A 26782-nucleotide genomic window follows, 5' to 3' on the forward strand; every position below is an offset into this window, starting at 1 on the left:
GAATATGCGAAAGATTAATGCCCGGCTGCTGGCCATCGGAATGGTGCTGGCCGCCGTACAGTGTTCCAAGAAATCCAGTGGCGGAGATGGCGGAACACCTGAACCCCCTCCTGTTACGCCACCCGGTGTGGTGGAAGTGTGGTTGACCAAAGGCGATCAGTCAGTATTGCTGCAAAAGCAATCCAAGCTGCTGGCCTTTGATAACGGTGTGGCCAATGCAGCCAATATTGAAGTGGACAGTACCTCAAAATTTCAGTCGGTTGACGGATTTGGTTATACCCTCACCGGCGGCAGTGCTCAGCTGATCAACCAGTTGCCGGTAGATAAAAAAAATAACCTGCTCCAGGAGTTGTTTGCCCGGGGAGATAATTCCATCGGTATAAGCTATCTCCGCATCAGCATCGGGGCCAGCGACCTGGATGATGCCGTGTTCAGTTACAATGATCTTCCTGCGGGGCAAACCGATCCTTCCCAATCAAAATTCGACCTGGGCAGGGATAAGACCAACCTGATCCCGCTGTTAAAACAGATCCTGGCCATTAATCCGAATATTAAAATCCTGGGGTCACCGTGGAGTCCGCCTGTCTGGATGAAGGATAATGGAAATTCTGTCGGTGGCAGCCTGATCCCGGCAATGTACAGTTCCTACGCCACCTATTTTGTAAAATATATTCAGGCCATGAAAGCTGAAGGTGTGCCGGTCGATGCGATCACCATTCAGAATGAACCACAGCACGGTGGTAACAATCCCAGTATGGTCATGAGCGCAGTGCAACAGGCCGACTTCATCAAAAATCATCTCGGACCTGCCTTCGCAGCGGCAGCCCTTTCAACCAAGATCATTATCTGGGACCACAATTGCAACAATCCTGATTATCCCAAGACCATACTTGCCGATCCCGATGCTGCAAAATATGTGAACGGTTCTGCGTTCCATCTTTATGAAGGTGACATCAGCGCACTCAGCAATGTACACGACGCCTACCCCGACAAAGCTTTGTATTTTACCGAGCAATGGACGTCATCCGAAGGACAGTTTTCCGGCGACCTGGTATGGCATGTTAAAAATGTGATCATCGGATCTATGCGCAACTGGAGCCGCGTTGCCCTGGAATGGAATCTCGCCAATGATCCTTCCTTCGGTCCGCATACACCGGGAGGCTGCACGCAATGTAAAGGCGCTTTGACAATCTCCGGTGCCAACTTTACCAGGAATGTGAGTTATTATATCATTGCACATGCTGCCAAATTCATTCCTCCCGGCGCTGTCAGGATCAGTAGTACCACCACGGGAAACCTGCCTTCGGCCGCATTCTTACTGCCTGACGGCCGGAAAGTGCTGATCGTTGCCAATGCCGGGAATGATGCTGTCGGTTTCAATATCAAATTCAAGGGGAAATCAGCATTCACGTCACTGGCCGTTGGATCAGTGGCAACATATACCTGGTAATGAAAAACCTGCTTGCGATAATTGGCATATGCTGTGCTGCAGCCTGCAGCAAGTCGGACAGTAATGAGCCTGATCCGCCGTTGCCACCTGCGTCCTTCAGCATGACTTCAATCACCATCGACAATACAGCCATGCGTGACAGCAGCTTTGGCGTAAAGCCGCTGCCGCAGATCGCTGCAGTGTTCAGTACTTCGGTGGATGAGGCAACTGTCGGAAAGGCGGTAAAATTGACCAATACAGCCAACCAGGAGCAGGCAGTGACCCTCGATCTTTCACCAGACGGAAAGACACTCACCATACAACCCGCGGCATCGCTTACAGCGCTGTCGAAATACAAGTTGGGTATCAGCAACCAGCTTAAATCTGCTGCGGGTGGCAATTTCAGCAGTATCGTCAGCAAGATGTTGTTCACGGCAGTTGACCCCACACCCAAAATGCCGGCTATCAGCGATCAGGCATTACTGGATCGGTTGCAGCAGCAGACCTTCCGGTATTTCTGGGAAGGTGCCCATCCGGTAAGTGGTCTTGCCCGTGAAAGAAGCAATTCGGGAGATGTGGTGACATCGGGCGGTTCGGGGTTTGGCATCATGGCTATCCTGGCTGCCATCGACCGGGGTTTCATTACCCGGGCAGAGGGGTTGCAAAGACTCCAAACCATTACCGGGTTCCTGGCGGAAAAGGCTGTCCGTTATCACGGTGCTTTTCCGCATTGGCTGAATGGTGCTACCGGTGCGACTGTTCCCTTCAGCGCGAAAGACAATGGTGCAGACCTGGTGGAGACCTCTTACCTGGTAATGGGCCTGTTGAGTGCCCGGCAGTATTTCGACCAGGCAGCTGCAGCAGAGGCTGACCTGCGCACGACCATCAATGCTTTATGCGACGCTGTGGACTGGAACTTTTTCAGGAAAGACAATGGTAATGTGCTGTACTGGCACTGGAGCCCCGATTATGCGTGGGAGATGAATATGCCAATAAGGGGCTGGAATGAATGCCTGATTACCTATGTGCTGGCAGCGGCTTCCCGTACGCATGCTATCCCGGCATCCGCTTATACTGAAGGATGGGCCCAGAATGGCAGCAACGGATTCGTCAATGGCAAAAGTTTTTACGGTATTACCTTACCGCTTGGTCCGGATTATGGCGGACCGCTGTTCTTTTCACAATATTCTTTTCTGGGACTCGATCCCAACGGACTTTCTGATGCCTGGGCTGCTTACGATGTGCAGAATGAGGCACATTCGCAGATCAATCAGCTATATTGTGACAATAATCCCCGCGGATACTATGGTTACAGTGATTCTGTATGGGGACTTACGGCAAGTGATATTCCCGGCGGGTATACTGCATCATCGCCGACCAATGATGTCGGCGTGATTGCGCCTACAGCTGCATTGTCTGCATTCCCGTATACACCAACCGCTTCTATGAAAGCGCTGAAATATTTTTATTATACTTTGGGAGATAAGATCTGGAAAGACTATGGGTTCGTTGATGCCTTCCGGCTGCATGATCCCTGGTTTGCTGATAGTTTCCTGGCCATTGACCAGGGACCAATTATCATTATGGTGGAAAATTATCGTTCCGGCTTGTTGTGGCGGATGTTTACCAGTGCGCCTGAAGTGAAGGCCGGCCTGAAGAAACTGGGTTTCAACGCACCATATCTTTAATAGCAGGTTACTGACAAGCTTGACCATGAAAAAACGCCATCAATATTATGCGCTGCAGCTCGCAGGAGTTACCCTGATTTGCTGCCTGCTGGCTTACACACCTGTAAACGCCCAGGGTAAAAAGAAGCCGGTTGCTGCCACCACAGCCAAAGGTGCTTCACCTGCTTCGATACCTGTTGAACCTGCAGGAAAAGATCTCAATGATTCAGCATTACTGGACCTTGTGCAAAGGCAGACATTGCGCTATTTCTGGGATTTTGCCCACCCGGTATCGGGTATGGCACGCGAACGCAGTAACGTCGCCTTTAACTACGGCAGTGAGGTGGTTACTACGGGAGGAACAGGTTTTGGTGTGATGGCAATCATTGCCGGGGTAGATCGTAAATGGATCGCCCGTGATACGGCTGCGAAGATGCTGCTGAAGATGGTCAACTTCCTGTTGAAGGCAGATGCCTATCACGGTGTATTTCCACACTGGCTCAATGGCGCCACCGGGAAAACCATTCCATTCAGCCGGAAAGATGACGGTGCAGATCTCGTCGAATCATCTTTTTTGTTCCAGGGACTGCTTTGTGTAAGGCAGTATTTCGATGGCGATGATCCTGTTGAAAGGGAATTGCGCAACCGCATCAACTGGATGTGGAATGATATTGAATGGAACTGGTTCACCCGCGAAGGGCGCGATGTGCTCTACTGGCACTGGAGCCCCAATAATGGCTGGGCCATGGATTTTGCCGTGCACGGTTTCAACGAATGCCTGATCATGTATGTACTGGCAGCGAGTGCAGGTGACCGTTATGGGGTTAGTCCCGCAGTATATCACCGGGGCTGGGCGGAAAGTAATTTTTTCAAAAACGGAAAGTCTTTCTATGATATCACCCTGCCGCTTGGCTTTGACTATGGTGGACCGTTGTTTTTTTCCCACTATTCTTTCCTGGGATTAAATCCCCGTGGACTAAAAGACCGTTATGCTGATTATTGGGAACAGAACCGTAACCATACATTGATCAACAGGGAGCATTGTGTACGCAATCCGAATAAATTCAAGGGATATGGAGCGGATTGCTGGGGACTGACAGCCAGTGATACCTACAATGGCTATGATGCGCATTCTCCCACCAATGATAATGGTACGATTACCCCTACTGCAGCTTTATCGGCCTTTCCTTACACTCCCGAATACAGTATGCAGGCCTTGCGGCATTTTTACAAAGACCTGGGTACACAGATCTGGAGCCCCTATGGTTTTGTGGATGCGTTCAATCAAAGCCAGCACTGGGTGGCACAAAGCCACCTGGCAATAGACCAGGGACCGATTGTGGTGATGATCGAAAACTACCGCAGCGGACTGCTGTGGCGGCTCTTTATGAGTTGTCCGGAAGTGCAGCGGGGGCTGATGCGGCTCGACTTTGATTTCCCCGGACGGCCTGCAGCTCCGGGACGATAAAAACTACTACCATGCGTTACGATGCGATTGTTATTGGAAGCGGAATAAGTGGCGGCTGGGCAGCAAAGGAACTTTGTGAAAAGGGACTGAAGACACTGGTGTTGGAAAGAGGCCGCAACATTGAGCACATCAAGGATTACCCGGGATATGCCAATGATCCCTGGGACTATACGCATCGCGGACAGCTATCCCGGGCTCAGCTGAAGGAAAATCCATTGATCAGTAAGGCAGCAGGATATGCAGAAGACACCGCGCATTTTTTCGTGAAGGATGCAGATCATCCCTATGTGCAGGAAAAGCCTTTTGACTGGATCAGGGGATACCAGGTGGGCGGTAAATCGCTGACCTGGGGCCGGAGTTGCCAGCGATGGAGCGATTTCGAATTCAACGGCCCGAAAGAAAATGGTTATGCGGTTGACTGGCCCATACGTTACAAGGATATCGCACCCTGGTACAGCCATGTGGAGAAATTCAGTGGTATCTGTGGCACGGCCGAAAATATACCTTCCATGCCCGACGGAGAGTTTCTTCCGGGTTATGAGTTCAATTGCGTGGAGCAACATCTCCGGGATTCCATTAAGAAGAATTTTAACCGGCATTATATCACCGGCCGTTGGGCGCATTTAAGTGAGCCAGCGCCCATTCACCGGGAACAGGGAAGGGGCCAATGCCAGAACCGGAATCTTTGTATGCGGGGCTGCCCTTTTGGTGGCTATTTCAGTTCCGTAACGGCAACGCTGCCCTGGGCAATAAAGACGGGCAACCTGACCATCAGGCCGTATTCAGTGGTACATTCTGTTTTGTATGACGAGAAAACAGGAAAAGCATCAGGAGTTCGGGTGATCGATGCTGTTAGCAAGGAAACGATCGATTTTGAAGCGCGGATCATTTTTGTGAATGCATCTGCGCTGAATACCAACCTGATCCTGCTGAATTCAACATCATCACGTTTTCCCAATGGCCTGGGCAATGATAGCGGCGTTTTGGGCAAGTACATCTGCTTTCACAATTACCGGGGAAGTATGGGTGGGATAATGCCTGGTTTTGAAGACAAGTACTACGAAGTGCGTAAGCCGGTGGAGTCTGTTATTCCTAATTTCAGGAACCTCGGAAAACAGGATACTGATTTTCTTGGTGGTTATGTCATTTTCAGTGGGGCAGGCCGAGGACGAGGCAGCGCTGCCATCCCGGGTCAGACGGAAGGGGATGAAGGAATAGGAGCGTCCCTGAAAAAATCGCTTTCAGAACCAGGCCCCTGGTGGGTGTATATGTATATGCAGGGGGAGACAATTCCGAAGGAGACCAATCATGTGCGCCTGCACGAGGAAAAGAAAGACCAGTGGGGAATCCCGCTGCTGGTAACTTCTGTGGGTTACGATGATAATGACGACCGTATGGTCAAAGACTTTCTCGAGCAGGGAGAAGCGATGCTGAAAGCTGCCGGGGTAATCAATATCCGGACGCTCGATACGCATCAGCCGCCAGGCCTGGATATTCATGAAATGGGCGGTGTGCGGATGGGCCTTGATCCCAAAACTTCGATGCTGAATGCCTTCAACCAGGTGCATGGTTGTCCGAATGTGTTTGTGACCGATGGCGCCTGCATGACAAGCACTGGTAACCAGAGCCCGTCAATACTGTATATGGCATTTACGGCGAGAGCAGTGGATCATGCCGTTAACGAAATGAAAAAGGGAGATTTATGAAACAGTTCCTTTCCCCTTCCTATAAGATCTGGTTTGAGCCGGGAATGGCGCTGATCAGGATCGTGACCGGGCTTTTCATGGTGTATCATGGCTGGGAGATCTTTGATCCGCAGAAGATCCAGGACTATACCAAATGGCTGACAGAATTAAAATTTCCGGCACCGGCAACGCTGGCATATCTCGGCAAGTTTGCAGAGTTGCTGGCAGGCATTTGTATCACATTGGGATTGTTTACCAGGATCATGGTATGGCCATTGATCATCACGATGCTGGTGATCGTTTTCGGCATGGGAAAGGGAAATGTTTTTTATGACGATCAGCATCCGTTCATGTTTGTATTGCTTGGCCTGGTACTTTTCTTCAATGGTTCCGGAAAATACAGTCTCGATCAGAAACTCTTCGGTAAGCCATTCGCTACCACGATCCTCTTTCTTCTGTTCACAACCTTGCAAACTAACGGGCAAACCCCAAACCCAACCTCAAACTCCCTGCCTACGCTGAAGCTTCGGCAGGCAAAGCAAACTTCAACCTTAACCTACTGCAATCCCCTGAACCTCGACTACGGTTACTGCCCGATCCCCAATTTCACCACCTGGGGAAAGCATCGTGCAACAGCCGATCCGGTAATTGTTCGCTATAAAGACGAATACTATCTTTTCAGCACCAACCAGTGGGGGTACTGGTGGAGCGCAGATCTGTCAGACTGGCATTTCGTACCGCGGAAATTTCTCAAATCCTACCACCATGTATACGACGAGCTTTGCGCGCCGGCAGTATGGGTGATGGGTGATACGCTGCTTGTTTTCGGTTCTACCTATACAAAAGATTTTCCCATCTGGATGAGCACCAACCCTAAAGGCAATGAATGGAAGGAAGCGATAGATTCCCTCGGGATCGGCGGATGGGATCCTGCATTTTTCCTGGATGATGACGGCCGGCTGTACATGTACAACGGGAGTTCCAACCGCTACCCTTTGTATGGTGTGGAGATGAACAGGAAAACCTTCCAGCCGATCGGTACCCGGAAGGAAATGTACCTGCTGGAGGACTGGCGGTATGGCTGGCAGCGCTTCGGGGAGAATATGGACAATACATTCCTGGATCCTTTTATCGAAGGCGCCTGGATGACCAAACACGGCGGTAAGTATTACCTGCAGTACGGCGCACCGGGAACTGAAATGAGCGGTTATGCTGACGGGGTGGTGGTGGGTAATTCGCCGCTGGGACCTTTTACAGCGCAATCAGATCCCCTGAGCTTCAAGCCGGGTGGCTTTATCAGGGGTGCCGGGCATGGTGCCACCTTCCAGGACAAGTGGAACAATTACTGGCATGTATCTACCATGAACATCACGGTGAAAAATACTTTTGAAAGGAGGAACGGCATGTGGCCGGCGGGATTTGATGCTGATGGTGTGATGTATTGCAATACCGCCTTCGGAGATTATCCGCAATATCTGCCTGATGGTGCCGCCGATCACCTGAAATCAAGGTTCACCGGTTGGATGCTGCTGAACTATAAAAAACCAGTTACCGTATCTTCCACGCTGGGTGCATATCATGCCAACAATGCCGTTGATGAATCGGTAAAAACGTACTGGAGCGCCGCCACGGGGAATAAGGGAGAATGGATCCAGAGCGACCTTGGTGAGCTGAGCACCATCAATGCCATTCAGATCAACTATGCTGATCAGGATGCAGCATTCCTCGGTAAACAGGAAAGGATATTCCATCAATATATCCTCTCTGTATCAGATGACGGGAAGAAGTGGCGTGTGGTAATGGATAAAAGCAAAAATGACCGGGATGTTCCACATGATTATGTGACTTTTGCCACACCGGTCAGGGCGCGGTTCGTGAGGCTGGAAAACATCAAAGTGCCGACCGGTAAGTTTGCGATCAGCGGTTTACGGATATTCGGAAAGGGCAACGGGCAGCCGCCCGGAGGTGTACAGGAATTTATCGTGTTGCGCACTGAAAAGGATAAGCGCAGTGCACTGATCAAATGGCAGCCTGACGACAACGCCTATGCGTACAATATTTACTACGGCACTTCTCCGGATAAACTGTATTCCTGCATTATGGTACATGATGCCAATGAGTACTATTTCAAGGGAATGGACAGTCAGAGAAAATACTATTTCACCATAGAAGCCATCAATGAAAATGGCATTTCCCCGCGGTATAAAACTATTACTGCAGAATGACCACGGCGTCGATAAAACCGGAACAAACATGAAAATACGCGCACTGTTTCTCCTTGGCCTGCTCGCCTTTGCGATAGCAGGTTTTGCACAGCAACCCCCTTTCTATGCGGATATCCAGGCATTCAAGCAGCTGGACCGGGAAAGAAAACCGGAAAAGAACGGCATCCTGTTGATCGGCAGTTCCTCTTTCACTTACTGGAAAGACGTGAACAGTTATTTTCCGGGCTATCCGATCACGAACCGTGGTTTCGGCGGCTCCTCCCTTCCTGATCTGATCCGCTACGCAGATGATATCGTTGACCCTTATGCGCCGGAGCAGATCCTGATCTATTGCGGGGAGAATGACTTTGCAGGAGCAACAGATACACTGAAGGCAGCAACGGTGGTCAACCGGTTTAAAACCTTATATGGGATACTGCGTGCCAAAGCTCCCCAGGCCTCCATCGTCTATGTGTCGATGAAGGCGAGTCCGAGCCGGCGGAAATATTTCCCAAAGATCAAAGCCGCAAATAAGGCTATTGCAGATTTTCTGAAAACAGAAAAGAATACCGGCTTCATTGATGTTTTTCCCATCATGCTGAACGCGAACGGACAACCGAAACCGGAGATCTTCCGTGCCGACAGCCTGCATATGAATGAGAAGGGATACGCCATCTGGCAGAAAGTTTTCCAGCCGGTGCTGCTGCAAACGCCGCAGGTGAAATTCATCAATGACCTGCTGGGAAAGATGACAATTGAAGAAAAGATCGGGCAGCTGAACCTGGTCGTGGGTGGCGAAGCAACTACAGGCTCCGTGGTAAGCACCGGTGTGGAAGAAAAAATCAAAAAGGGGGCCGTAGGAGGGATCTTCAGTGTTACCAGTCCCGATCGCGTACGGAAGATCCAGGAAATCGCCATGAACAATACACGCCTGAAAATTCCCATCATTTTCGGCCTGGATGTAATCCATGGGTACAAGACCATTTTCCCGATTCCGCTGGGTCTTTCCTGCAGCTGGGATATGGCGTTGATTGAATCAACCGCTCGCACGGCAGCGCAGGAAGCCAGTGCTGATGGATTGAACTGGACATTTTCTCCGATGGTGGATATCGCCCGCGATCCCCGCTGGGGCCGTATTGCAGAGGGTTCCGGCGAAGATCCGTTCCTGGGATCTGCCATTGCCCGTGCGATGGTGAAAGGTTACCAGGGGGATGATCTGCAAGCCAATAATACCCTGATGGCTTGTGTGAAACACTATGCCCTTTATGGTGCAGCAGAAGGCGGCCGTGATTACAATACGGTAGACATGAGTCATGCGCGGATGTTCAATGATTACTTCCCGCCGTATAAAGCTGCTGTTGATGCCGGCGTGGGTACCGTGATGGCATCCTTCAATGATATTGATGGTATTCCCGCTACAGCCAACAAATGGCTGCTGACTGATGTGTTGCGGAATCAGTGGGGCTTTAATGGCCTGGTAGTTTCCGACTATACCGGTGTCAGTGAAATGATCGCCCACGGAATAGGTGATCTGCAGCATGTTTCTGCGCAGGCGCTGAAAGCCGGACTGGATATGGATATGGTCAGTGAAGGATTCCTGACTACGCTGGGTGTTTCCCTTAAGTCCGGAAAGGTGACTGAGGCGGAGATTACTGAAGCCTGCAGAAGGGTACTGGAGATGAAGTATCGCCTGGGCTTGTTCCAGGATCCTTATAAATACTGTGATCCGAACAGGGCGAAGACGGAGATTTTCACGCATACGAACCGGGCGCTTGCCCGTGCAGCGGCAGCCCGGTCATCTGTTCTGCTGAAGAACAACAGGAGCGTGTTGCCACTGGCGAAAAAGGGACGGATCGCCCTGGTGGGCCCACTGGCCAACAGCCGTGAGAACCTGGTTGGTACCTGGGCAGTGAGCGCCGATTATGCGCACCCTCCTGTATCGCTGTATACCGCTTTGCAAAGTGCGGCTGGCAGTGCAGGCTTGCTATATGCAAAGGGGGCGAATATTTCTGAAGATTCTGCTTATGAAGCAAGGGTCAGCATTTTCGGAAAGAAGATGGAAAGAGATACCCGTTCCGCTGCCGTGATGATCGACGAAGCTGTGAAAGCTGCGGCACAGGCGGATGTGGTGATTGCTGCCCTGGGAGAGACTGCGGAAATGACCGGCGAGTCTTCCAGTCGTTCGCTGATCGGCATTCCTGAAAGCCAGCTGGCCTTGTTGCGTGCCCTGAAAAAAACAGGCAAGCCTGTGGTAGTGGTATTGTTTACCGGCCGCCCGCTCGTGCTTACCGAACTGGAGCCCAACGCAGATGCTATTCTCAATGTATGGTTCGGTGGTTCGGAAGCGGCTCCGGCAATTGCTGACCTGCTTTTCGGTGATGCCAATCCATCCGGTAAGCTCACTACTTCGTTTCCGCGCAATGAGGGTCAGATACCCATTTACTATGCCCACAGGAATACCGGCCGGCCGCTGGAAGGCGAAGGGTTTCAGAAATTCAGGTCCAATTACCTGGATGTTTCCAATGAACCCCTGTATCCCTTTGGTTATGGCCTGAGCTATAGCAATTTTACCTATGGCGAGGTTGAACTGAGCAGTAAGTCACTTCGCGGTGATCAGACACTGACGGCAACAGTAACGGTGACCAATACCGGTAAAGTGGTGGGAGAAGAAGTGGTTCAGCTTTACCTGCGGGATGTGGTGGCCAGCAATACCAGGCCGTTGAAAGAGCTGAAAGGATTTAAAAAGATCAGTTTGGCTCCGGGGGCCTCTCAAAAGGTGAGTTTTACCCTGACCACACAAGACCTGAAGTTCTACAACAACGAATTGAAATATGACTGGGAAGCGGGAGCGTTTGTCATTTTTATTGGCGGTGATTCGAAATCGGCAAAAGGGGTTTCAGTACAGTGGGAAAAATAGACTGTCGAAAAAATAGATTTGAGCTGTTCATAGCCCCGGTGTTTGCGCACCGGGGCTTTTTTGTTTTAGGCAGACAGTGATTTTTTGTATTCTCTTGGCGTAACGCCTCGTGATTCCCTGAAGATCCTGTTGAAGTTTGAAAGGCTGTTAAAGCCGCAGTCGTAAGCGAGGCTGGCAATGGGCTGTTCGCCTTCCGATAACAGTTTGCATGCCTGGCTGATCCTTACTTCATTGACGAAATGCACGAATGTTTTTTGGGTGCGGCTTTTGAAGTAACGGCAGAAGGCTTGTTTGTTCATGTTTACCAGGGAGCATACTTCATCGAGTGCAATTTCACGGCTGAAATTATCGAATACATATTTGAATACTTTGTGGATGCGGTCATTGTCGGTGGACTGATAGGTGTTGATATAGCCTTCACTTGCCAGCAGCTCATAATCAGGCGTATGGCTGATGGTGTGCAGGATAGCGATCAGGCAGCTCAGGCGTTCCAGCTCTTTTAATGCTGCCATATTGAACAGGAGATCGCGTAATCTCTCTTTTGCGGTGCCTTTGAATTTCATGCCGCGGCGAGCTTGTTGCAGCGTTAATTCGAGGTGTTTCAGCGGTGTCAGCGGGGCGAGCGCGCCGAGCAGCTTTTCCGGATCAAAAAACAAGGCGATTGATCGTGCATGTTTTTCCAGTCCACCGGTTTCAAAATACTGTTTGTCATTGTGCCAGACGTGTGGAATATCCGGCCCCAGCAGGATCAGTTCATCACTGTAAAAGCTCTCCACACTATCGCCTATGATCCGTCGGCCGTCACTTTCCACTACATATACCAGCTGGCATTCCTTGTGGAAATGGAATTCCGTTGAAAAGTATGGCAGGTCTATCTCGCGAAGTGCAAATGCTTCGCGGCTTAGGTCCTCCGGTATCCTGGCAAATACTGGCTTCATATTAGCTGATTCGGGCTTATCATCTGAATGGCCAAATTATGGATAAAAGTGCTGTAAATGCTTTGTTGTTATATGTTTCAAATACATAAGTACTGTTACACAATCGTTTGCGTTAAATATCCGAATGCTAATATATCGTCAGTAGTGGTCAAACCACCGTTAGTCCCCCCATAGCCTTAACAATAGCTTTACCATGAATTCTAATCAAAAAATATTATGAGAAAACTTGGTTTAGCGCTCTTTGTAATACTCTCCTGTTTGCAACTGCTGGCTCAGGAAGTAAAGACAAGGACAGCCCGAAGTGGGCATGTAGCGACTGCTAATGGCGAGCCATTGCCGGCAACCATCAAAAACCGTAGCACTAAAGTTTCGGTTTCTGCCGATATCAAAGGCGATTTTAGTATTGCAGCATCTGATGGCGATGTTTTGGAGATCTCTTCGGTTGGTTATGTTACGCAACAGGTTTCAGTATCCGGCACAACACACATTTCAATTGTATTGAAAGCCGGAGATGGCAAGATGGACGAGGTGGTCGTGGTGGGTTACGGATCACAGAAAAAAGTAAATCTTTCCGGTGCAGTGAATACAGTAAAGGTGAGTAACCTCACCAACCGGCCCATTAACTCGCTAACCAAATCTCTCCAGGGCCAGGTGCCAGGCGTTACCGTAATTGCCCGTCCCGGTGACGTGGGTAATGATATGGGCAGCATCAATATCCGTGGTCGGGGTAATCTGGGTACATCCGAACCTTTTTATGTTATTGATGGTGTTCCGGTTTCTTCCGGTGATTTCGCACGCATTAATCCTGCGGATATTGAGTCTATGTCCATTCTCAAAGATGCTGCCGCATCTGCGATCTATGGTTCACGGGCAGCATTTGGCGTTGTACTTGTTACTACCAAGAAAGGTAAGGAGGGTAAGATGCAGGTGGATCTGAATGCATATTATGGTTCGCAGAAAGCTGTGGTGCTTCCGGATGTACTTGGTTCACCAGACTATGCCACCCTCATGAATGAAGCCTATACCAATGCGGGCAGATCGCCAGTGTATACAGATGAACAGATTCAAAAATTCCGTGACGGATCTGATCCTGATCTTTATCCGAATACAGACTGGTATGCGGCAACCCTGAAGAAATCAGCACCTATATGGCAGACCGACCTTAGTGTAATGGGTGGCGGGAAAACCCGCTATTATATGGGCGCCAGTGTGATGAAGCAAGGCTCGCTGATTCCGGGTAAGGATCTGACAAGGTACTCCCTGCGTGCTAATACAGAATCCCAGATCAGTGAAATATTCAAAATAGGAACTAACCTCTCTTATATCCGTGACGGATTTAACAACGAAGGAGGAAGTTTTAGTCTTACCTCGCTGGCCAGGATGGTTCCTGCTACTGTCAACAAACAAAGCGATGGAAGTTGGGGTACCATGACTGGTGGTACCGTAAATGCCGGTAATGGCGGAAATAACCCGTTGCGTTCTATTGCAGAGGGCGGCAGGCAGTCCTATGAAACGGATCGCTTTATCGGTTCACTCAATGCCAACCTGCGACCAGTTAAAGGGCTCAGCCTTGACGGTATGTTTTCCTATAATGCCTATGGTTCAAGAACGAGTACATTCGTTAGTGAAATGCAGCCTTTGATAAACTGGCTGACCAAAGAACCTATTGAATCAACCAGGCGATTTCCAAATCGGTTGGACGAAGCCTGGGTAAAGCAGTCCACCCTACTGGCGCAATTTTTTGCGACCTATGATTACCAGCTGAAAGATCATGGTTTCAGGCTCATGGGGGGTGCGTCCTATGAAAACTATAATTATCGCACACTTGGTGCTTTCCGCCGTGATTTCATCAATAACGAGCTCAATGCCATTAATGCCGGTTCTCCTGGTATCGCAGCATCTGACCTCGGCAACAATGGCGATATTCAGCAGAATGCTTTCCAAAGCTATTTTGGCCGCTTCAACTACAATTTCGCAGAGAAATATTTTCTGGAGGCGAATATCCGGTTTGACGCCTCTTCCAAGTTTGCGCCAGGGCACCGTTGGGGGAATTTTCCTTCCCTATCTGCAGCCTGGCGGATTTCCAAAGAGGATTTCTTCAATGTAAGCTGGGTGGACGAGCTGAAGCTCCGTGGCTCCTGGGGTAAACTCGGTAACGTGAACAACGTAGGTAACTACGATTTCTATGATGGTATGTCAACCGGAACGGTGGGGATTCTTGACAATGCATTCCTGACAGGTATTTACCAGACCAGGCTTGCCAACCCAAACCTGACCTGGGAGAAAGTAGATATGACCAACCTTGGACTGGATGCGAATCTGTTCCATAACAAACTAACAGTTCAGGTAGACGCATTCAAGAAAACTACCAACGACATCCTGCTTCAAATGCCTATTCCTTTTGAATGGGGGGTGCCTGGTAACACCCAACCAAACAATGCCGGCATTGTGGAAAATAAAGGGATTGAATTGTCGTTGGGTCACAACAACCATATTGGAGACTTCACTTACAGCATCAGCGGTAACCTGTCGAAGATCTGGAACAGTATCACTTACCTGGCCGGGCAAGACAACCAGGTTACCGGTGACTACTACGTCTATCGGCAGGGACAAGCTATCGGCTCATTCTATATGTACCAGGCGGATGGTTTGTTTGTGAGTGATGAAGAAGTCGCGAATCATGCTTCACAAAGCTCTTCGACCAAGGCCGGTGATATCAAATTTGTTGATCAGAATAAGGACAACATCATCAATGGCGATGACCGCGTAATTGTGGGAAATGATGTTCCGTATTTCAACTATGGAATCAATTTATCTGCTGGCTATAAAGGATTTGACCTGAATATCATGGGGCAAGGCGTTAGCGGCGTTTCCCTATACCTGCCGCTTGAAGCTTCCTGGGCTTTCTTTAACGGAGCCGGTGTACGGGAATATAACCTGCATCGCTGGACCAAAGAAAATCCCGATCCCAATGCGGCCTATCCGCGTCTGCTGATGTCTGCTGACAATACTCAGAATCAAGTGAACAACAGTTTTTGGTTGTACGACGGGGATTATTTCCGCATTAAAGTGTTATCACTTGGCTATAGCCTTCCTTCAAGCGTGATAAAAAAGCTGAAGATGCAAAGGATCCGGTTCTACCTGTCTTCCAATAACCTCTTTACGATCCGTGCAGAAAAACGCATGAAGGATTTCGATCCCGAGATGGCATCACAGCGGGCAACCTATCCGCAGCTAAAGACTTTCTCTGCCGGATTGAATGTTACTTTTTAAGCAATTAAACGATAAAAAAATGAAACACTTAAAACATATAGCTGGAGCTGGCCTGATTGCACTCCTGGTGGCTGGTTGTTCGAAAGACAAGCTGGATAAATTGCCCCAGGGAGAAGTGTCACAGGAAACTTTCTGGACCACCGAAAAGGAAGCCCGTCTCGCGCTGAATGCCTGTTATAATTTTGTGGATGGCACTTCATATAATGCATGGTACAATGATGGTTTTGCAGACAATGCCTATTGCCAATATCCCTGGGAGAGCAATGCGACAGCGGTGTCAGCAGGAAATATTAATGCAGCAACGATTGATATGGGTTACGATTTTACCGTTATCACCCGTTGTAATAACTTTCTGACCAATATCGGTAAAGTGTCGATGGATGAGGATCTGAAAAAGCGTTACATAGCAGAGGCGCGTGCGTTGAGGGCATACCGTTATTTTCTCATGTCACAATATTTCGGAGCCATGCCGCTGGTTACCGAAACAGCACCCGATCCGTCGACACTGGATATTTCTCCAAAATCTCAGGAAGAGCTCTTCAGCTTTATTACTACTGAGCTGGGTGAATCAAGTACCGATCTGCCCGAATCGTATCCCGGTGGGGCTGGTACCGAAGTAGGCCGGGTAACCAGGTGGGCAGCGCTGGCATTGAAAGCTCGTGCACATTTGTACCACGGCGACTGGTCGGACGCAGCTGCTACAGCAAAGCTGATCATGGAGAGTAATCAATTCAAATTGTTCCGGATTGATGCCCTTACCGCCGAGGATATGAATGACGACTATTCCGGATTCGTAAATTTTGCTGACGACGCGGCGAAAACCAGATTCTACAAAGGTCTCCGCAGTTATGAAAAACAATTCTGGGCAGCAAACGAGAATAATCCTGAAGTAATCCTTGATGCCGGGTATATCCTCAACGACGAATATTATTATTCCAACGGCCTTCAGTTGTTGAATCCACCTGCCTACCTGGGCGGCTGGAGTTCAATTGAACCCACGCAAGACCTGGTAGACGCTTATTGGGAAGTTGACGGAACGCCCTTTACACCGCCATCTGCAGATACCCGTGCTGCCAATTTCAACAGCGGAGATCCAAACCCGGCTTATTACAACGAATTCAAAAACCGTGATACCCGCCTCTATGCTTCCATATTGTTTCCCGGTAACCCATGGAATTATGGAAAAATAAGTACTGTGGGATATTGGGACCAGGATGTTACCAAAACCGGCTACAATTTCCGTAAACTGGTGGATCCGAATTATGTAGTGGCCTGGACTTCTCCCCAGAACTTTCAGCTGATCCGTTATGCTGAAGTGTTGCTCACATTTGCCGAGGCCCAGAATGAAGCAGTGGGCCCGGACAGCGATGTTTTTGCCGCGCTGAATGATATTCGTGACCGTGTGGGTATGCCCGCTGTAGATGCCAGCCTGGGAAAGGATGCCCTTCGTGAAGTAATTCGTAACGAACGTCGTATTGAACTGGCAGAAGAAGGATTCAGGTATGATGATATGCGCCGCTGGAACCTGCTCAACAATATGCATGACCTGCACAATATCAATAACCAGCTTGTACAGGAAAGAAAATGGGTAGAGAAATATAAACTATTGCCTTATCCCCAGGCAGCGGTTGACCGCAACCCGCTGCTGAAGGATGCCCAGGCTGCCAAGGGGTACTAGTAGTCAATTCGCAAACAACCCTTGTTAGTTTGGTTAAGATGGATGGGAGGCCATCCTTGTCTAAGAATGGCCTCCTCCCATTATTTGCCGATTTTTGTAATATGACCAATATGCCCCCTTCAACCATTCTCTCACAAAAAGTTATCCTGCTCACGGGCGGGGCTGATGGCATCGGTTGGGAATGCGCCAAAGCCTATGCCCGGGCCGGCGCCCATGTAATCATTGCCGATATCAGTGCCGGCGGACAGGAAAAGCTGGCGGAGCTTGAAGGCGATTACCACAGTTACTTTGTAACAGACCTGACCAGTGAGCAATCTGTGAAGGAGCTGTTTTCGGCTATTGAAAAACGGTATGAAAGGCTGGATGCAATACATAATAATGCCGGTCTTGCTCATCCATCCCTGGCACTTCATGAAACGACTGAAACCGAATGGGATAAGTTAATGTCCGTCAACCTGAAGGCAATTTTCTGGACAACGAAATATGGTATAAACCTGCTGAAAGTTTCAAGGGGTTGTATACTACATACCAGCTCGCTGGTAGGGGAGATCGGGCAGCATAACCATGCTGCTTATGTAGCCACCAAAGGAGCCGTCAATGCGCTGACCAAAGCCATGGCCCTGGATTACGCAGCATTTGGCATCCGCGTAAATGCCATCGCACCTGCTGCAGTAAATACCCCGATGCTGCGTGCCTGGAGCCTGGAACAGGAAAATTCGCCTGCTATCCGGGAATACCTCGACAAACTTCACCCGCTCGGAAAAATGCCAGATGGAGATGTGATCGCTGATGCGGCTACTTTCCTCCTGAGTGATGCTGCCCGGTTCATCACCGGCTGTATCCTCCCCGTAAGCGGAGGCGCAGAGCTGGGTTATCGTTTTACCAACTAAAAGCAACTATCAAACCTGAAATGATTCTTAGAACAGCAACTGAAGACAGAAGATTTCCCTTACTGAATGGTGCAGGCAGTGATGCTGTACATAAGAACCCGCAATATGCTTATGCCGTCACCAGGCTTATGGATGATAGCGGCATCAGCGGAACAGGCCTCGCATTCACCCTGGGAGAAGGCAATGAGCTGGTCTGCAAAGCCATTCAGTTCTACGCCGAACAACTGGTGGGGAAAGACATTGAAGAGATCATGGCGGATTTCGGAACAACGTTCAGGTGTTTCGCCAATGCACAGCAATTCCGCTGGCTGGGCCCGCACAAAGGTGTGGTACACCTCGCACTCGCTTCAGTAACCAATGCCTGTTTTGATCTCTGGGCAAAGAAACGCGGCGTTCCCCTGTGGAAGCTGCTGGTTGACCTTTCACCCGAAGCTATTATCAACCTGTTGGATTTTTCGTATCTCGATGAGGTTCTTACTCCTTCCGATGCACTGGCAATGTTGCAGCGGGAACAGGCACAACGCGAAAACCGGCAAGCCATTCTCCGTGAAGGGTACACTGCCTATGATACTTCAGTAGGCTGGTTCAACTATTCAGATGAGGAAGTGGTGCGGAACTGCCGCATTGCAGTAGACAAGGGCTTTCGTGCCTTGAAGCTTAAGGTGGGCTCTCCTGATGAAGACCGTGACGTTCGCCGCGCCATGCTCGTGCGGGAAGCTGCCGGCAATACCATAAAAGTGATGCTGGACGCTAATCAGCAATGGAGCCTTCCGCAGGCGATCAGGATGTGTAATCGCCTTCGCGACATGAATCCCTATTGGATCGAAGAGCCTACTCACCCTGACGATATTCTTGCGCACGAGGTGCTGGCTGACTCCATCAAACCCTTTAAGCTGGCGCTGGGGGAGCATGTGCCCAATAGCATAATATTCAAGAACTACCTCCAGACCGGTTGTGCAGGATTTATCCAGGTCGACGCCGTGCGCGTGGGGGGTGTAAGCGAATTCCTGCTGGTCAGTTTGCTTTGCCGGAAATTTGGTGTTCCTGTTGTACCCCATGTTGGCGATATGGGCCAGTTGCACCAACACCTTGTATTGGCGAATCATATCGTGATGGGGCATGAAGCACTGTTCCTTGAACATATTCCCCATCTCAAACAATATTTTGTGCATCCCGTTAACATTGAGCATGGTGTTTATCGCACCCCTCAGGAAGCGGGCAGCAGTTGTGATCTGTTACCCTTATGATCGGACGTCTTGATACCTGGATCGCCGTTGGCTATATTGTCGCCATCGTAGCCGTCGGCCTCTTTGCCGGACTGAACAAAAAAGCCGCCGGCAGTCAGGGTGAGCCAGGAGGCTACTTCCTTGCCGGCAGGAGCCTGCGCTGGCCTATGATCGGCCTGGCTTTATTCGCCACCAATATTTCCTGCCTTCACCTTGTCAGCCTTGCCCAGAGTGGTTTCGATACCGGATTGCTGAACGGCAATTTTGAATGGATGGCAGCTTTTACACTCATCCTGCTCGCACTTTTCTTTGTTCCCTTCTATATCCGTTCCGGCATTTCCACTTTGCCGGACTTCCTGGAAAAACGATACAACCGTGCCTGCCGCGACTGGCTGGCTTTCATTTCGATCATATCCGCCATCATCATCCATATTGCTTTTTCCTTTGTGGCCGGCGGTATTGTGCTCGAAACGTTATTTGGCATCAATATGTATACGGCGATCATTGTGATTGCCCTGCTGACCGGTGCGTATACCATCATTGGCGGGTTGAAGGCAGTGGTGGTCACCGAATCGATCCAAAGCATTGTATTGATCGGCGGGGCGATCATTATCACCTGTTTCTGCTGGAACAAGGTGGGCGGTTGGGAGCAAATGAAATCTACTCTTGCCGCCCACCAGGCGCTGGACAAGATCGATATGCTGCGGCCTGCGGGTGATCCCGGTGGGATGTCATGGGTGGCAGTTTTTCTCGGGTACCCGGTGCTGGGCATCTGGTATTGGTGTGCCGATCAGACGATCGTTCAGCGGACACTCGGGGCGAAGGATGAAAATCATGCACGGGTAGGCGCACTGTTCTGCGGGTTTATTAAAATATTACCGGTTTTCATTTTTGTTCTTCCGGGACTTTGTGCCTTTGCGTTGTATAAGACGCATGCGCTCGACCTGAGCAGTTTGCAACAGTTGGCACCAGATGGAACAACACAGCTGAATTCCAAAGGCATCTATACGTTGATGATCACGCAGCTGTTGCCACCCGGACTGGTAGGGATCCTGGTGGCCGCATTGCTGTCCGGGCTCATGAGCCAGATCGCCGGAGCATTGAATTCAATTGCAACGCTCGGCAGCTATGATCTATATAAAAGGTTTCGGCCCGATACACCTGAAAAGCAATTGGTGAAAGTCGGCCGCTGGACAGCCGGAATTGCATTGCTGCTGTCAATCGCATTGCTTCCTTTGCTCAACCGGTATGAAAGCTTGTTTGCAGGAATCAATGATGTTATCGCCCATATCGCACCGCCCATCACCTGTGTGTTCCTGTTAGGTATATTCTGGAAGAAAGCTTCCGGGAAAGCCGCTGCCTGTACCTTGTGGATTGGTTCTGCACTGGGTGCACTGGTCTTTGCTATCGGTAAACTGGCGCCTGAAACGGCATTGGCTAAAATCTCCTTTATGATCATGGCTTTTTACCTTTTCATCACCTGTGTACTGATCCAGGTAGTGTTATCATTTGTTTTTCCTGTTCAGCATACTGCAGACAGCGAAACCTTATACTGGAAATCATTTCGCGAACCGCTTTCAGCAAAGGGATGGCCCGGGCCGGGTAACTATAAATTCCTGTCGTTTTTACTGCTCGCAATCATGGCAGTATTGTACTGGATATTTCAATAATTCATTTTTGTATATGATCAACAGAATTAAGCAGCATTTAGTGGTGGGTGTCCTTGCCCTGCTGGCTCTTTCCGCCGCAGCACAGGAAAAAACGCCTGCTGCTGTTATCAGGGACTTTCAGAACAGGAAGTTCGGTATGTTCATTCACTGGGGGCCGGTAAGCCTGCGCGGTACTGAAATTGGATGGTCCCGCGGGGACCAGGTTCCGGCTGCTGAATATGATTCACTCTATAAAGAGTTCGATCCGGTTCTTTTTGATGCTGATGCCATAGCCGCACTCGCTGCATCTGCTGGAATGAAATACCTTACCATAACAGCAAGGCACCATGATGGTTTCTGCCTCTGGCCAACGGCATTCACTTCCTACAATATCAAGAATACTCCTTACAAAAAGGATATTGTCGGTGCACTGGCGAAAGCCTGCCGGAAAAGGGGACTCAAATTCTGTATTTATTATTCCGTGCTCGATTGGTATCATCCCGATTACCCGATGCACAGCCCTTCCCAGAAAGCACCGGATACCAACTCGGATATGAGCCGGTATGTGCTGTTCATGAAAAATCAGTTGAAAGAACTGATCACGCAATACGATCCCTACATGTTGTGGTTTGATGGCGCGTGGGAGTCACCCTGGACGGAAGCGATGGGGCGCGACATGTATGCCTATCTTAAAAAACTCAAGCCGGATGTGATCACCAACAACAGGCTGGGTAAGGTAATGGCAGGAATGTCAAATGAAAAGATTGACCTGTCTAGAATGGTGGGCGATTACGACACGCCGGAACAAATAGTGGGGAAGCTTAATATGGAAACACCCTGGGAAAGCAGTTTTACCATCTGCAAACAATGGGCCTGGAAACCAAACGATCCAATGAAATCACTGAACCAATGCCTGTCCATCATTGCGCAAACGGTAGGCGGCAACGGCAACCTGTTGCTGAATATCGGTCCCATGCCAGACGGCCGGGTGGAGGCAAGGCAGGCGACAAGACTTCGCGAGATCGGAGCCTGGCTGAAACAAAACGGGGAAGCGGTATACAATACCCTCGGCGGTCCTTATGAACCCAATGAGGTGTATGCAACAACAAGAAAAGGCAATACCATATTTCTTTTTGTTTTGAAAACCGATACGGCTTCATTGGTCCTGAAGCCAATTCCTGGCCGGGCGGTAAAAAATGCTTCCATTATTGGTGGTGGTTCGTTGACTATCGGAGTAAATGGTGCCGGAATAGCTGTGCCACTTCCTGACCGGACGGACCGGTTACCCTATGTGATCCGGCTCGAGCTGGATGGCTCTGCTGAAAATCTTCCGTTAATACCTTAATTCCAGTACATGCGATTTGCTTCATTGTCTGAAAAAATATTATTGCTGGTGTGCTGTCTGTCCATCTTGTCGTCTTCCTGCAGGAATGCAGAAGTGACGGCAGTCCGGTATGGAATGGTCACGGGTATAAAGGCTGATAAGATCGGTAAGTATAAAGTGCTGCACGATAGTATCTGGCCTGGAGTGGTCAGCAAAATTCAAGATTGTAATATCCGCAATTATTCGATTTACCAGAAGGAGATTGGTGGGCAGTATTATCTCTTCAGTTATTTTGAATATACCGGTAAAGATTTTAAAGCCGATATGATGAAAATGGCGGCAGACAGCACCACCCAATTATGGTGGAAAGAAACTGCGCCCCTGCAGCAGCCGCTTCCCGAAGCCGCTTTGAAAAATGAAACATGGACAACCATGGAGGAAGTATTTTATCTGAAATAAAAATGAATTATCTGATATGAATAAACGACTATGGATCATGGCGTTGTTTGCCCTGATCGCTACAAAAGGATTTACACAAATTCAGGAGCCCGGTACCAAACCCAATGCGGCACAGGCCGCAATGATCAAAAGAGGCTATGGCATGTTTATGCACTTTGGCCTCAATACGTTTACTGATGATGAATGGTCTGATGGCACCACTCCGGTTGAAAAGTACAATCCCACCCACCTTGATCCGGATCAGTGGGTACGCACAGCAAGGGACGCAGGTTTCCGGTATGTCTTACTGATCACCAAACACCATGATGGCTTCTGCCTCTGGGACAGTAAATACACTACCTATGATGTGGGGTCGGCTCCCGTTAAGACAGATGTGGTGAAAGCGGTTTCCGAAGCCTGCAAAAAGTATGGTCTTCAGTTCGCCATTTATTATTCCCTGTGGGACCGGCATGAGCCTTCCTATAAGGAGAAGGACCCACAGCAGTATATCAATTATATGCTGAACCAGCTGACCGAGCTGTTCACCAACTATGGTACCATTTGTGAGCTTTGGCTGGATGGCGGTTGGGACAGAAAGCCCGGCGACTGGGGCGTTGACCAGGTATACAAGCTCGTTAAAAAATACAATCCCGCCTGTGCGGTCAGTGTGAACCATACGATTGTTAATGAAGAGGGACAACGGCACTTTACCGTTCCCTCCAATATGACGGAAGACAATAAATATTTCTTCCAGTATTTTCCCAGCGACTTCCGGCTTTGGGATCCCAAGCTCATTACAAAATTCGACAAGAAGCAATACCTGCACCAGGGCAAATCGTACTATATGCCATTTGAGCACACGATCTGCCTCAGCAAGCGCTGGAACTGGTTTCAGAAATCCGTTCAGCAGCCCGTGCGCGACCAGGATGAGCTGGAAGAACTGTTTTACTGGTGTACCGACAATGACAACAGTCTCGTGGTAAATGTGCCACCGGATGCTTCCGGCAGGATAAGGGAATATGAAGCCAACGCTGTCATTGAGCTTGGTAAGAGACTTGGTCTTGCGCTGAAAAAACCGCTTCCTAAAAACGGAAGATTTATTTCTTTCAACCAGCCGGTAACGGCCAGCAGTAGCGGAAAAGGAGAAAAACGCCCATTTGAGGCGGGCGCCATCAATGACGGAAAACTTGACAGCCGCTGGGAAGCAGCAGCGACGGATAGTACTGCGTCGTTGGTGATGAACCTGGATCCTTCGGAGACCTTTAATAAGATCAGCATATTCGAATACCAGGATTTCAGAGATCTGCCCGATGGGTTTTCCAATATCCGCGTTCCGCGAATACAGGAATATGCAGTCGATATTGAAGTTAACGGCGGATGGGAAACAATCTTTCTCGGCGACCAGCCAATGGGTGACTGCAAGGTGATCCGCCTGCCGCGCAGCTACGCGACCGGAAAACTTCGCTTCAGGGTCATCAGAACTAATGGCACGCCCTCCATCAATGAGATCTGTGTAATTAACACCCTGAAGAAAAAATAGGTGTCGGATAAATGGGAATGCCGTCAACAAAGCCTACTTTGTTGCGGCATTTTTTATTGACTAAACCGACGACTGTGGCTTTTAATCTGACGCCCCGCTGGGCACTGGTGCTGATCGTTTCAGCCTGCTCATTTGCCCCGCATCTGAAACCCGATGCCAATCCGTGGATTGAATTATTTAACGGTAAGGACATCAGGGACTGGATCGTCAAGATCAATCATCATCCGGCCGGAGTTAATTTCGGGAACACCTTTCGTGTGGAAGACGGGATGATCAAAGTGCGTTATGACCAGTATGGGGACTTTAACGATCAGTTCGGGCACCTGTACTATAAAACACCCTATTCCTACTATCATCTTAAAGTGGATTACCGCATTACCGGTGAGTTTCTTAAATCCGCACCAGAATATGCTATCCGCAACAGTGGCGTGATGATGCATTCTCAGGATCCGCGGACCATGAAAGTTGACCAGGACTGGCCGATTTCCGTGGAATTACAGTTCCTTGCCGGGCTTGACGACGGAGCGCCAAGGCCGACCGGGTGTATGTGTTCGCCGGGGACAGATGTAGTATACGAGGGAAAAATTGACCCCCGCCATTGTATCACGTCCTCCGCCAAAACTTACAAGTTAAATGAGTGGGTGCATGCCGAAGCCATTGTACTGGGCGATTCCATGATCACGCATATCATAAATGGGGATACTGTGTTGCGGTATTATAAACCACAGATTGGTGGCGGGGTGGTGCATAATTACGATCCGGCAATCAAGAAGGACGGCCAGTTGTTACACAGCGGCTTCATTGCACTTCAGAGTGAAGGGCAGCCGGTGGATTTCAGAAGAGTGGCGATCCGCGAACTGCCTGTGCCGAAAGGTAAATGAACCCTTCGTCGGATAATGGTTGAAGCAGGGAAGGTGCAAGGTTGGTACTTCGAATAGCGGCAGACAAACGGCAGAAAAACGGCAGACAAACGGCAGACGGTGTTTTGAAAATGACCTCCAAATAATAGTTCCCCGCAATAGAAGCTTCGGTGACGAAGACACGGTCGAGACCAGGGAATGAGCGGTAACTCGCCCCGGATACTAATAATCCCTTTGTGGATAAGGGTTTCAGGCGATTCTGAAAATTGCCTCCATTTTGGAAAAGAGCATTTCCGGTTGATCAGCAATACCGGGCACGGGCCGGGCCGGAAAAACCAATAGGCTCAAATTGCCCGAATAATAGGCTCATTGGCCATAATAATGGGCTCATAAGGCAAAATAATGGGCTCACCTCCTGAAATAAAGAACAGCTGAAATTGCGTCCCACGACCGAAATACCGTCAGCGCAATGCTCTTCCTTAATTCCCGAAAGTGGGTGAAGGTAACCCTCCAATAGTACCCAAATCCGCGGTTGCTTATATTTGAATGATAATCTTACAGTTTTGATCAAGAATGTAATACTCGACCTCGGCGGCGTACTGCTGAACCTCAGCTTTCCCAGAACGGAAGCTGCTTTTACAGCGATCGGCCTGCCTGACTTTAACAGCCATTTTTCCCAGTTTAAGGCATCACCGCTTTTCGAGGAGCTGGAAACCGGGAAACTGGACAAGGAAAGTTTTCTCAGGCATTTCCGGAAAGAAACCGGCCTGACCCGTTCAGATGCGGAAATCGTTGCGGCATGGAACGCCATGTTGCTGGATTTTCCTGCAGAAAGAGTCAGCTGGCTGGAGAAATTATCGGATCGCTACCGCATATTCCTCTATAGTAATACCAATGCTTTCCACCACGATGCCTTCCAGGTGACATTCAATAATGAATTTCCGGGGCGTCCGTTCGACAGTTACTTTGAAAAAGCCTATTATTCGCATGTATTCGGAAGGCGGAAGCCCTATCCGCAATCTTATACAGATCTCCTGGAAGATGCAGGTTTGCTGGCGGAAGAAACAGTATTTATTGATGATACGCTGCCGAATGTGGAAGGAGCAAGGGCTGCCGGCCTTCATGGTATACACCTGACCAGTGAAGTGACGGGGCTGAAAGGGTTTTAGTCCCTGATTTCTTCAAAATCGATATAGTCTTTTTTTATTTCCCTGGCGGAACCCTGCTGATTGGCGGAACCATTGGCGTTTACCTGGGTTTCCCCGGGTTGGTAACCCTGTTGCGCCCGCATTTGTTCCTCCATCTGTTCCTGGGCTGCTTTGAACTGGCGGCGAACATTCCGGGTGGCCTTCGTTACGGGAACAACGAAACCAAAAATGAAGCGGTAGGCGATATAGGCCAGCAAAACAAGAAGAAAGGTTTTCAACATAGCCATGCAAAGATACGTTCGCGGTACCCGGTCTACCGAACTGTCGGCGACTTTTCGGTGAAAACCAGGCGATTTTAACAGCCTGTTTGCCTGATGGCACCAGGCATTCATACCGGGGGGAAAGAATTTGGAAGCAATCTTTCTATACCGTACATTTGCGTCGGTTA

The 26782-nt window shown here is 49.5% G+C and carries 18 protein-coding genes; 16 read left to right on the top strand and 2 right to left on the bottom strand.

Annotated elements, in window-relative coordinates; translation table 11 throughout:
- The first annotated feature begins 4 nt into the window (after positions 1–4).
- From FPE01S_RS09175 to bglX, 6 genes are read left to right on the top strand one after another with little or no spacing between them, the layout of a single operon-like run.
- On the top strand, positions 5–1450 hold the full coding sequence (locus FPE01S_RS09175) for a glycoside hydrolase family 30 protein (RefSeq protein WP_245623965.1): 1446 nt from the start codon (positions 5–7) through the stop codon (positions 1448–1450).
- The gene (locus tag FPE01S_RS09180) at positions 1450–3117 is read left to right on the top strand and encodes a glucoamylase family protein (RefSeq protein WP_046368388.1); all 1668 of its coding nucleotides are present in this window, start codon (positions 1450–1452) and stop codon (positions 3115–3117) included. Before FPE01S_RS09175 ends, FPE01S_RS09180 begins: the two co-directional genes overlap by 1 nt.
- Positions 3118–3142: 25 nt before the next feature.
- A complete protein-coding gene (locus FPE01S_RS09185) occupies positions 3143–4564 on the top strand; it encodes a glucoamylase family protein (RefSeq protein WP_083990189.1) in 1422 nt (473 codons plus the stop codon).
- Between the two features lie 11 nt (positions 4565–4575).
- The gene (locus FPE01S_RS09190; protein WP_046368389.1) at positions 4576–6270 is read left to right on the top strand and encodes a GMC oxidoreductase; all 1695 of its coding nucleotides are present in this window, start codon (positions 4576–4578) and stop codon (positions 6268–6270) included.
- Positions 6267–8474, top strand: a complete 2208-nt coding sequence (locus FPE01S_RS09195; RefSeq protein ID WP_083990190.1) for a family 43 glycosylhydrolase — start codon at positions 6267–6269, stop codon at positions 8472–8474. The genes FPE01S_RS09190 and FPE01S_RS09195 overlap by 4 nt, the downstream gene beginning before the upstream one ends.
- Positions 8475–8502: 28 nt before the next feature.
- The gene (gene bglX / locus FPE01S_RS26135) at positions 8503–11370 is read left to right on the top strand and encodes a beta-glucosidase BglX (RefSeq protein WP_169749148.1); all 2868 of its coding nucleotides are present in this window, start codon (positions 8503–8505) and stop codon (positions 11368–11370) included.
- A 65-nt stretch (positions 11371–11435) separates the two neighbouring features.
- Here bglX and FPE01S_RS09205 read toward each other — a convergent pair whose 3' ends face one another.
- Positions 11436–12308 (bottom strand): AraC family transcriptional regulator, encoded by an 873-nt coding sequence (locus FPE01S_RS09205; protein ID WP_046368390.1) that lies wholly within the window; start codon positions 12306–12308, stop codon positions 11436–11438.
- 216 nt (positions 12309–12524) lie between these two features.
- Here FPE01S_RS09205 and FPE01S_RS09210 point away from each other — a divergent pair, with 216 nt between their 5' ends.
- The 10 genes from FPE01S_RS09210 (at position 12525) to FPE01S_RS09255 (ending at position 26355) form a co-directional block, all read left to right on the top strand.
- Positions 12525–15581, top strand: coding sequence for a SusC/RagA family TonB-linked outer membrane protein (locus FPE01S_RS09210; RefSeq protein WP_083990192.1), 3057 nt, complete (start codon positions 12525–12527; stop codon positions 15579–15581).
- Positions 15582–15600: 19 nt separating this feature from the next.
- Entirely contained in the window at positions 15601–17259 is a 1659-nt protein-coding gene (locus FPE01S_RS09215) for a RagB/SusD family nutrient uptake outer membrane protein (protein WP_046368391.1), read from the top strand.
- Between the two features lie 110 nt (positions 17260–17369).
- The gene (locus FPE01S_RS09220) at positions 17370–18149 is read left to right on the top strand and encodes an SDR family NAD(P)-dependent oxidoreductase (RefSeq protein ID WP_046368850.1); all 780 of its coding nucleotides are present in this window, start codon (positions 17370–17372) and stop codon (positions 18147–18149) included.
- 20 nt (positions 18150–18169) lie between these two features.
- Positions 18170–19396, top strand: coding sequence for an enolase C-terminal domain-like protein (locus FPE01S_RS09225; RefSeq protein WP_046368392.1), 1227 nt, complete (start codon positions 18170–18172; stop codon positions 19394–19396).
- Complete coding sequence (locus tag FPE01S_RS09230; RefSeq protein ID WP_046368393.1) at positions 19393–21045, top strand: sodium:solute symporter; 1653 nt, start codon at positions 19393–19395, stop codon at positions 21043–21045. The genes FPE01S_RS09225 and FPE01S_RS09230 overlap by 4 nt, the downstream gene beginning before the upstream one ends.
- Positions 21046–21058: 13 nt before the next feature.
- A complete protein-coding gene (locus tag FPE01S_RS09235; protein ID WP_046368394.1) occupies positions 21059–22369 on the top strand; it encodes an alpha-L-fucosidase in 1311 nt (436 codons plus the stop codon).
- A 9-nt stretch (positions 22370–22378) separates the two neighbouring features.
- A complete protein-coding gene (locus FPE01S_RS09240; protein ID WP_083990193.1) occupies positions 22379–22807 on the top strand; it encodes an L-rhamnose mutarotase in 429 nt (142 codons plus the stop codon).
- A gap of 16 nt (positions 22808–22823) precedes the next feature.
- The gene (locus FPE01S_RS09245; protein WP_046368395.1) at positions 22824–24326 is read left to right on the top strand and encodes a crotonobetainyl-CoA--carnitine CoA-transferase; all 1503 of its coding nucleotides are present in this window, start codon (positions 22824–22826) and stop codon (positions 24324–24326) included.
- A gap of 74 nt (positions 24327–24400) precedes the next feature.
- Complete coding sequence (locus tag FPE01S_RS09250; RefSeq protein ID WP_245623966.1) at positions 24401–25207, top strand: 3-keto-disaccharide hydrolase; 807 nt, start codon at positions 24401–24403, stop codon at positions 25205–25207.
- 542 nt (positions 25208–25749) lie between these two features.
- Complete coding sequence (locus FPE01S_RS09255; protein ID WP_169749149.1) at positions 25750–26355, top strand: HAD family hydrolase; 606 nt, start codon at positions 25750–25752, stop codon at positions 26353–26355.
- On the opposite strand, the gene FPE01S_RS09260 is transcribed toward FPE01S_RS09255, so the two are convergent.
- The gene (locus FPE01S_RS09260) at positions 26352–26615 is read right to left on the bottom strand and encodes a hypothetical protein (RefSeq protein WP_046368397.1); all 264 of its coding nucleotides are present in this window, start codon (positions 26613–26615) and stop codon (positions 26352–26354) included. The two genes, FPE01S_RS09255 and FPE01S_RS09260, sit on opposite strands and share 4 nt — an antisense overlap.
- Positions 26616–26782: the final 167 nt, after the last annotated feature.

This window comes from Flavihumibacter petaseus NBRC 106054 (assembly GCF_000974785.1).
Classification (GTDB): domain Bacteria; phylum Bacteroidota; class Bacteroidia; order Chitinophagales; family Chitinophagaceae; genus Flavihumibacter; species Flavihumibacter petaseus.

Bases quoted from the DNA above. Each gene is read 5' to 3' on its own strand.
- FPE01S_RS09175 (WP_245623965.1), top strand. From the start codon at position 5: ATGCGAAAGATTAATGCCCGGCTGCTGGCCATCGGAATGGTGCTGGCC.
- FPE01S_RS09180 (WP_046368388.1), top strand. From the start codon at position 1,450: ATGAAAAACCTGCTTGCGATAATTGGCATATGCTGTGCTGCAGCCTGC.
- FPE01S_RS09185 (WP_083990189.1), top strand. From the start codon at position 3,143: ATGAAAAAACGCCATCAATATTATGCGCTGCAGCTCGCAGGAGTTACC.
- FPE01S_RS09190 (WP_046368389.1), top strand. From the start codon at position 4,576: ATGCGTTACGATGCGATTGTTATTGGAAGCGGAATAAGTGGCGGCTGG.
- FPE01S_RS09195 (WP_083990190.1), top strand. From the start codon at position 6,267: ATGAAACAGTTCCTTTCCCCTTCCTATAAGATCTGGTTTGAGCCGGGA.
- bglX (WP_169749148.1), top strand. From the start codon at position 8,503: ATGAAAATACGCGCACTGTTTCTCCTTGGCCTGCTCGCCTTTGCGATA.
- FPE01S_RS09205 (WP_046368390.1), bottom strand. From the start codon at position 12,308: ATGAAGCCAGTATTTGCCAGGATACCGGAGGACCTAAGCCGCGAAGCA.
- FPE01S_RS09210 (WP_083990192.1), top strand. From the start codon at position 12,525: ATGAGAAAACTTGGTTTAGCGCTCTTTGTAATACTCTCCTGTTTGCAA.
- FPE01S_RS09215 (WP_046368391.1), top strand. From the start codon at position 15,601: ATGAAACACTTAAAACATATAGCTGGAGCTGGCCTGATTGCACTCCTG.
- FPE01S_RS09220 (WP_046368850.1), top strand. From the start codon at position 17,370: ATGCCCCCTTCAACCATTCTCTCACAAAAAGTTATCCTGCTCACGGGC.
- FPE01S_RS09225 (WP_046368392.1), top strand. From the start codon at position 18,170: ATGATTCTTAGAACAGCAACTGAAGACAGAAGATTTCCCTTACTGAAT.
- FPE01S_RS09230 (WP_046368393.1), top strand. From the start codon at position 19,393: ATGATCGGACGTCTTGATACCTGGATCGCCGTTGGCTATATTGTCGCC.
- FPE01S_RS09235 (WP_046368394.1), top strand. From the start codon at position 21,059: ATGATCAACAGAATTAAGCAGCATTTAGTGGTGGGTGTCCTTGCCCTG.
- FPE01S_RS09240 (WP_083990193.1), top strand. From the start codon at position 22,379: ATGCGATTTGCTTCATTGTCTGAAAAAATATTATTGCTGGTGTGCTGT.
- FPE01S_RS09245 (WP_046368395.1), top strand. From the start codon at position 22,824: ATGAATAAACGACTATGGATCATGGCGTTGTTTGCCCTGATCGCTACA.
- FPE01S_RS09260 (WP_046368397.1), bottom strand. From the start codon at position 26,615: ATGTTGAAAACCTTTCTTCTTGTTTTGCTGGCCTATATCGCCTACCGC.